The sequence below is a fragment of the Methyloglobulus sp. genome (assembly GCF_964779595.1).
Genome location: NZ_CBAROL010000032.1, coordinates 22,016 through 28,431, shown reverse-complemented (window position 1 = coordinate 28,431; position 6,416 = coordinate 22,016). Strand labels below are relative to the sequence as shown.

At 46.3% G+C, this 6,416-nt stretch carries 3 protein-coding genes; 1 reads left to right on the top strand and 2 read right to left on the bottom strand.

Annotated elements, in window-relative coordinates; all coding sequences use genetic code 11:
• Positions 1-316: 316 nt before the first annotated feature.
• Positions 317-631, top strand: coding sequence for a pyrimidine/purine nucleoside phosphorylase (gene ppnP / locus AC1YY3_RS10515; RefSeq protein WP_481823141.1), 315 nt, complete (start codon positions 317-319; stop codon positions 629-631).
• A gap of 188 nt (positions 632-819) precedes the next feature.
• Here the strand turns inward: ppnP and AC1YY3_RS10510 are convergent, their stop codons facing one another.
• Both AC1YY3_RS10510 and mfd read right to left on the bottom strand, forming a co-directional pair.
• Positions 820-2,412, bottom strand: a complete 1,593-nt coding sequence (locus AC1YY3_RS10510) for an ABC-F family ATPase (protein ID WP_481823140.1) — start codon at positions 2,410-2,412, stop codon at positions 820-822.
• A gap of 506 nt (positions 2,413-2,918) precedes the next feature.
• Positions 2,919-6,374: a transcription-repair coupling factor gene (mfd, locus tag AC1YY3_RS10505; RefSeq protein WP_481823139.1), complete on the bottom strand. Its 3,456-nt coding sequence runs from the start codon at positions 6,372-6,374 to the stop codon at positions 2,919-2,921.
• Positions 6,375-6,416: the final 42 nt, after the last annotated feature.

Below are 6,416 nucleotides of genomic sequence, written 5' to 3'. Positions count from 1 at the left end.
ATTAACGGAGTACCTTGTGTGTCAACCTGTGTCTCTAGACACAGAATGCCAACACATGTACCCACACTCATTATTTTGGTCTGCTTGTTAAAGAGCGTACAACAATTTACTTTCGCTGCACTTAGTCCAACTATTCTACAGAATTATTCTGGGTTGTCAATGGGATGAAGAGAGTCTAAATCGAGTTTTCCTAATATGTGTACTATAAAATCTCGACATCAACACTGTTTGCCACCTCTATACCTACAGATTGATAAATTAGAATCTGGTATGATGTCGTCCACTTTTAACCCGACAACCATTATCAGGAAATATCATGTCAGAATTTAACAACGTATCTATCGTCAAAAAAGCCAACGTCTATTTTGGCGGCAATGTCAGTAGCCGAACAGTGAAATTTGCTGATGGCTCGATGAAAACACTGGGCTTTATGTTGCCGGGTGAATATACCTTCAACACTGCGGATAAAGAGCTAATGGAAATTATTGATGGTGATTTAAAAGCCTTACTTCCCGCCTCAGACCAATGGCTAGCAGTAAAAAGTGGCGAATCATTTGATGTACCAGCCAATGCCAAATTTACAGTTATAGTACACACGCCGACGGATTATTGCTGCTCGTTTATCAAGTAAATATTAGGTTTCGAAGCTAAAACCGAGCCATCAAATTCAACACTGCCGACTCGCGTTTCCAACAATTAACAGTCTGTATAGATGATTTGAAATCTTCACTAGGATTTATCCGCATGAAGACCTACGGATATATAGTAGAGGACTTTACTTGCAACCTCGATACAGCGCAACTGAATCGAGGTTGCTTGCTACCCTAAATTTTGACTGCCCAGATAATCCTCATAATTACCATTAAAATCAACGATACCCTTCGGAGTCAATTCGATAATCCTTGTCGCAAGTGATGATACAAACTCTCTGTCATGGCTGACGAATATCAACGTGCCAGGGTAGTTTTCCAAAGCCGTATTCAGCGATTCGATAGATTCCATATCAAGATGGTTGGTGGGTTCGTCCATGACCATGATGTTATTTTTTTGCAGGATCAATTTACCGAACAACATTCGCCCCTGTTCGCCGCCAGACAGCACTTTAACAGGTTTGTTGATGTCATCCGAGGTGAACAATAGTCGTCCCAGCGTACCCCGAATTGCTTGGTCATCGTCGCTTTCTTTGCGCCATTGCCCCATCCATTCGATAAGCGTGATGTTTTCGGCAAAGTCTTCGGCATGATCCTGTGCGTAATAACCCACTTCAGAATTTTCCGACCATTTGACCTTGCCTGTATCCGGTTTTAAATCCCCGACCAAGGTACGCAGCAAGGTTGATTTTCCGATACCGTTGGGGCCGATAATAGCCACACGCTCACCCACGGCAATCATCATCTTTAAGTCTTTGAATAGCGGTTCTGCACCGTAACCCTTACTCAAACCTTCAACTTCCAACGCCAATCGGAACAGTTTTTTGCTTTGGTCAAAGCGGATAAAGGGATTAACACGGCTGGAGGGCTTAACCTCATCAAGTTTGATTTTTTCCAACTGCCTGGCACGTGAAGTTGCTTGTTTGGCTTTGGAGGCATTCGCCGAAAAGCGGCTGACGAAAGTTTGCAGTTCTGCGATCTGGGTCTTTTTCTTGGCATTTCCCGCCAGCAATTGTTCACGGACTTGTGATGATGCGGTCATATAGTCGTCATAATTGCCAGGATACACGCGCAGTTCGCCAAAATCCATATCTGCCATGTGGGTGCAGACGCTATTTAGAAAGTGCCGGTCATGCGAGATGATAATCATGGTGCAATTGCGGTCGTTGAGTACGTCCTCAAGCCAACGAATGGTGTTGATGTCCAGGTTGTTGGTCGGCTCGTCCAGTAACATGATTTCTGGGTTGGCAAACAGGGCTTGCGCCAGTAATACCCGCAGTTTCCAACCCGGCGCTACGGCACTCATCAGGCCATAATGCTGTTCCTGTGGGATGTCCAGCCCTAGCAACAATTCACCGGCTCTGGCTTCGGCGGTGTAGCCGTCCATTTCCGCAAACTCCACTTCGAGATCAGCTACCTGCATTCCTTCTGCTTCAGACATGTCTGGCAGTGCGTAAATACGGTCGCGTTCCTGCTTGATTTGCCAGAGTTCCTTATGACCCATAATCACAGTGTCCACGACACTGAATTCTTCATAAGCGAATTGATCCTGGCGCAAAATGCCTAAACGCTCACCGGGGCTGATACTGACGTTGCCAGCGGAAGGTTCCAAATCGCCGCTCAAGATTTTCATAAAGGTCGATTTGCCGCAACCGTTCGCGCCAATCAAGCCGTAGCGGTTGCCGTCGCCGAATTTAACAGAGACGTTTTCAAATAGGGGTTTAGCCCCAAACTGCATAGTAATGTTTGCGGTGGATATCAAGATGTTGTTCCGAAAGGGTGGGTAAAGGGTAAATATCGTTTAGTTAAGTGCTTAAAATCCTTCTCAACAATTGCGCCTGTGTTGCCAATACCATAAGGATGTGGTGAATATGGAAAATGCAGGAACACAATCAAACTACAACCTTGTAGGCATCCAGCAAGATAGCAAGGGAAGTTGATTTTCTTAACTTAACAGCATTGGATAAAAGCGTGATATAAAGACAATGTTACGAGATTGTAGATATGTAACGCATTATTTTACAGCAAATAGGCCAACTTCCGTTACACAATATCGAGGTAACATTATGTACGTATCTTCTATTGCTGATTTTAGCTATAACAAACGGGCTTAAAAGAGAAATTAACAGCCTGAAGCCAAAAAAGCATTATTTTTTCATCGCTACGCTCTCCTTCTGGGTGAGGGTTTAACTGATTGATTTTAATCCCCTCACCCCAACTGTCTCTCGAAGGGAGAAGGAGCTTTGAGTTTTTAGACATTTCCTAAAGTCATATAGCTGTTTCCGGTGTTAATTTTGTCAATAACGCACTTATAAATTCAAGCTTTTGTTCGGTGTCGTTAAATGGTTTGATAAACCTTAGCTTATCAGCTCCATCAAATTTATAGCATTGTGCCTCAGTTTGGATCAATTTAATCAACTGTTCGGTATTAAGGGTAGGGGTTGCCGTAAAGACGATACGTCCACCGCCGGAATTCGCGTCGATCTTCTTAACACCCAATTTTTCTGCCTGTTGTTTTAATTCGGTGACGCTGAACAGGGTTTTTACCGGTTCAGGGAGAAGGCCGAAACGGTCAATCATCTCTATCTGCAATTCGCGTAAGTCTTCGGTCGTTTCGGTGTTGGCGATACGCTTGTAAAGCACCAGACGGGCGTGAATATCGGGCAAGTAATCTGCGGGGATCAGTGCCGCTGTTTGCAGATCGACTTCCGGCCCTTTATCCATCGGCGCTTCCAGATCGGCGGCTTTACCTGATTTTAGCGCGTTAACCGCCCGTTCCAGTAACTCGGTGTATAAGGTAAAGCCAATTTCCTGGATTTGCCCACTTTGTTCATCGCCTAATAACTCCCCTGCCCCGCGAATTTCCATATCGTGCGATGACAACATGAAGCCCGCGCCCAAATCACCGGATTTTTCCACTGCTTCCAGACGTTTTACCGCATCGCTACTCATCAAGGCTTTAGGTGGCACGACAAAATACGCATAAGCCCTATGATGCGAACGCCCCACCCTGCCCCGCAGTTGGTGCAATTGCGCCAAGCCCAATTTATCGGCACGGTTGATAATGATGGTGTTGGCACTGGGTATATCAATGCCACTTTCTATGATGGTGGAACACAACAGTAAATTAATACGCTGATGATAAAAATCCATCATGATACGCTCCAGATCGCGTTCTGCCATTTGCCCGTGGGCAATCGCTATCCTGGCTTCTGGCACGAGATTTTCCAGATCAGTAGCCATTTTTCCCATGGATTTGACATCATTATGCAGGAAGAATACTTGTCCGCCGCGCTTGATTTCCCGTTGACAGGCTTCCTTGATTTGCGCGTCCACCCACTCGCTGATAAAGGTTTTGATGGCATGGCGGTTGGGTGGCGGACTGGCGATAATGGATATATCGCGCAATCCCGATAAGGCCATATTGAGTGTACGTGGGATGGGCGTTGCCGTTAAGGTCAGCATATCTAGCGAGTGCCGCAACTTTTTGAAGTGTTCTTTTTGCGTGACACCAAAACGGTGTTCTTCATCAATAATCACCAAACCCAGCGCTTTGTAGCGTAGGTCTTTGGACAAGAGCTTATGTGTACCGATGACGATATCGGCCTTGCCTTGCTCCAAATCTTCGGCAATTACTTTTTGCTGCTTGGGTGAAACAAACCGGGACATCACCTCGACACGCACAGGCCAATCGGCAAAGCGATCACGAAAATTTTGGTAATGTTGTTGTGCCAGTAGGGTCGTCGGTACCAAGATCGCCACCTGCTTACCGCTTTGCACCGCAATAAAAGCGGCCCGCATGGCGACTTCGGTTTTACCAAAGCCCACGTCACCACAAATCACCCTGTCCATCGGCTGTGGACTCGCCATATCTGCCAATATTGCTTCAATGGCGGTTTGTTGATCGGGCGTTTCCTCAAACGGGAACGCATCGGCAAAGCTCATATATTCCGAATCTTGCACAGAAAACGCATGACCTTTTTGCACAGCACGCTTTGCCTGAATTTCCAGCAATTCAGCCGCCACATCCCTAATTCGCCCGATGGCCTTTTTCTTGGCTTTCGTCCATTGGTCGCCACCTAATTTATGCAATGGCGCATTTTCTGGACTTACGCCCGTGTATCGGCCAATCACATGTAAGGATGAAACCGGCACGTACAATTTATCGCCGTTGGCGTATTCCAATGCTAGGAATTCGGCATCTATGCCACCGATTTTCAAGGTGTGCAGTCCCAAATAGCGACCAACACCGTGTTCCTGATGCACGACGGGCGAACCTATCGTCAATTCATTCAGGTTATTGACGATATTTTCCAGCTCGTGTGCCGCTGACCGTCGCCGTCTGCGCCGCTGCTGTATTTTTTCGCCTGACAACAGGCTTTCGGTGATGATGGCAAGTGGTGGATTTTGCAGCCATACGCCATGATCCATGGGTGCGACGGTAATCCCAAACGAAATATCAGCACTTAAAAATACCTGCCAGCTTTCTACCTGCTTTACGGTAATTTTGTATTGCCTTAATTTGTCGATTAAGGCTTCTCTACGTCCAGCAGACTCTGCGACAAAAAGAATTTTTCCGGTAAATTCATTAACAAACTGCTGTAACCGTTGGGCTGGCTCGGTCAGTTTGGCATCAATGGTTAAATCAGGCAGAAGTTGGCAATTGAATACCTTTTCATCAACCTGAGCCGAATTGTCGAATGTGATACGGGCAAAAGCGGCGGTCTTTTGCGACAATTCCTCAGCCGATAAAAATAGCAGTACTGGCGCAAGCAAAGGCCTATCAACATCATATTTACGTTGCTGGTAACGATCTTCCGCTTCTGCGTAGAAAGCCTGTGCGGTCTTATCAAATGCCTCGGAAGTCACCAACACCGCCGAGGCAGGAAGGTAATCGAATAAGGTCGCGGTCTGCTCTACAAACAGCGGCAAATAATATTCAATCCCGCTGGGTGTTATGCCTTTGCTGACATCCACATACAGCACATTTTTAGGTGATGTTTCGGGGAAAGTTTCCCTAAACGCCTGCCGGAAATGTTTGATGGATTCATCGGTAAACGGAAATTCGCGGGCTGGGAACAACTGTATCTCGTTACATTTATCCAATGACCGTTGGGTTTCAGGATCAAAGGTACGAATGGATTCAATTTCTTCATCGAATAGTTCAATGCGGAAAGGCACTTTACTGCCCATCGGGAACATATCAACAATCGACCCCCTAACCGCAAATTCACCATGTTGATAAACCTGTGAAACGCACTGATAACCGACGCTTTCCAGCTTGATCCGGTTCAGTTCCAGGTTAAAATCATCGCCGACTTTAATCGCAAAGCTATTGGCTAATACGTGTTCCCTGGGCGCTAGTCGGTGCATCAAGGTCGTCACTGAGACCACTAGCGCACCACGTTTTACCTGTGGCAATAAAGCCAGGGTTTTCAAGCGTTCTGAAATAATCTCGGACAGCGGCGAAAACACATCATAAGGCAATGTTTCCCAATCGGGGAAATGCAGGATGGGATGTTCATCGCGCAAAAAGAACGCCAGCTCATGTTCCAAACGCAACGCCGTTTGATTGTCAGGCGTGACCACCACAAACAGGCGGTTTTCTTGCTGGATCGCAATGGCCAATGCTAGCGCATCAGCACAGCCGGTTAAGCCAGTCCAACTGACGGTTTGATTATTAGCCTGGGGAATTTCTGGGGATAAAATGGTTGGGGTAGTCATGATGTAAGCAATTTCGTACTTTCTGACACATTATCAGGATGT

Coding starts and splice junctions, on each gene's coding strand:
- ppnP (WP_481823141.1), top strand. CDS start 317: ATGTCAGAATTTAACAACGTATCTATCGTCAAAAAAGCCAACGTCTAT.
- mfd (WP_481823139.1), bottom strand. CDS start 6,374: ATGACTACCCCAACCATTTTATCCCCAGAAATTCCCCAGGCTAATAAT.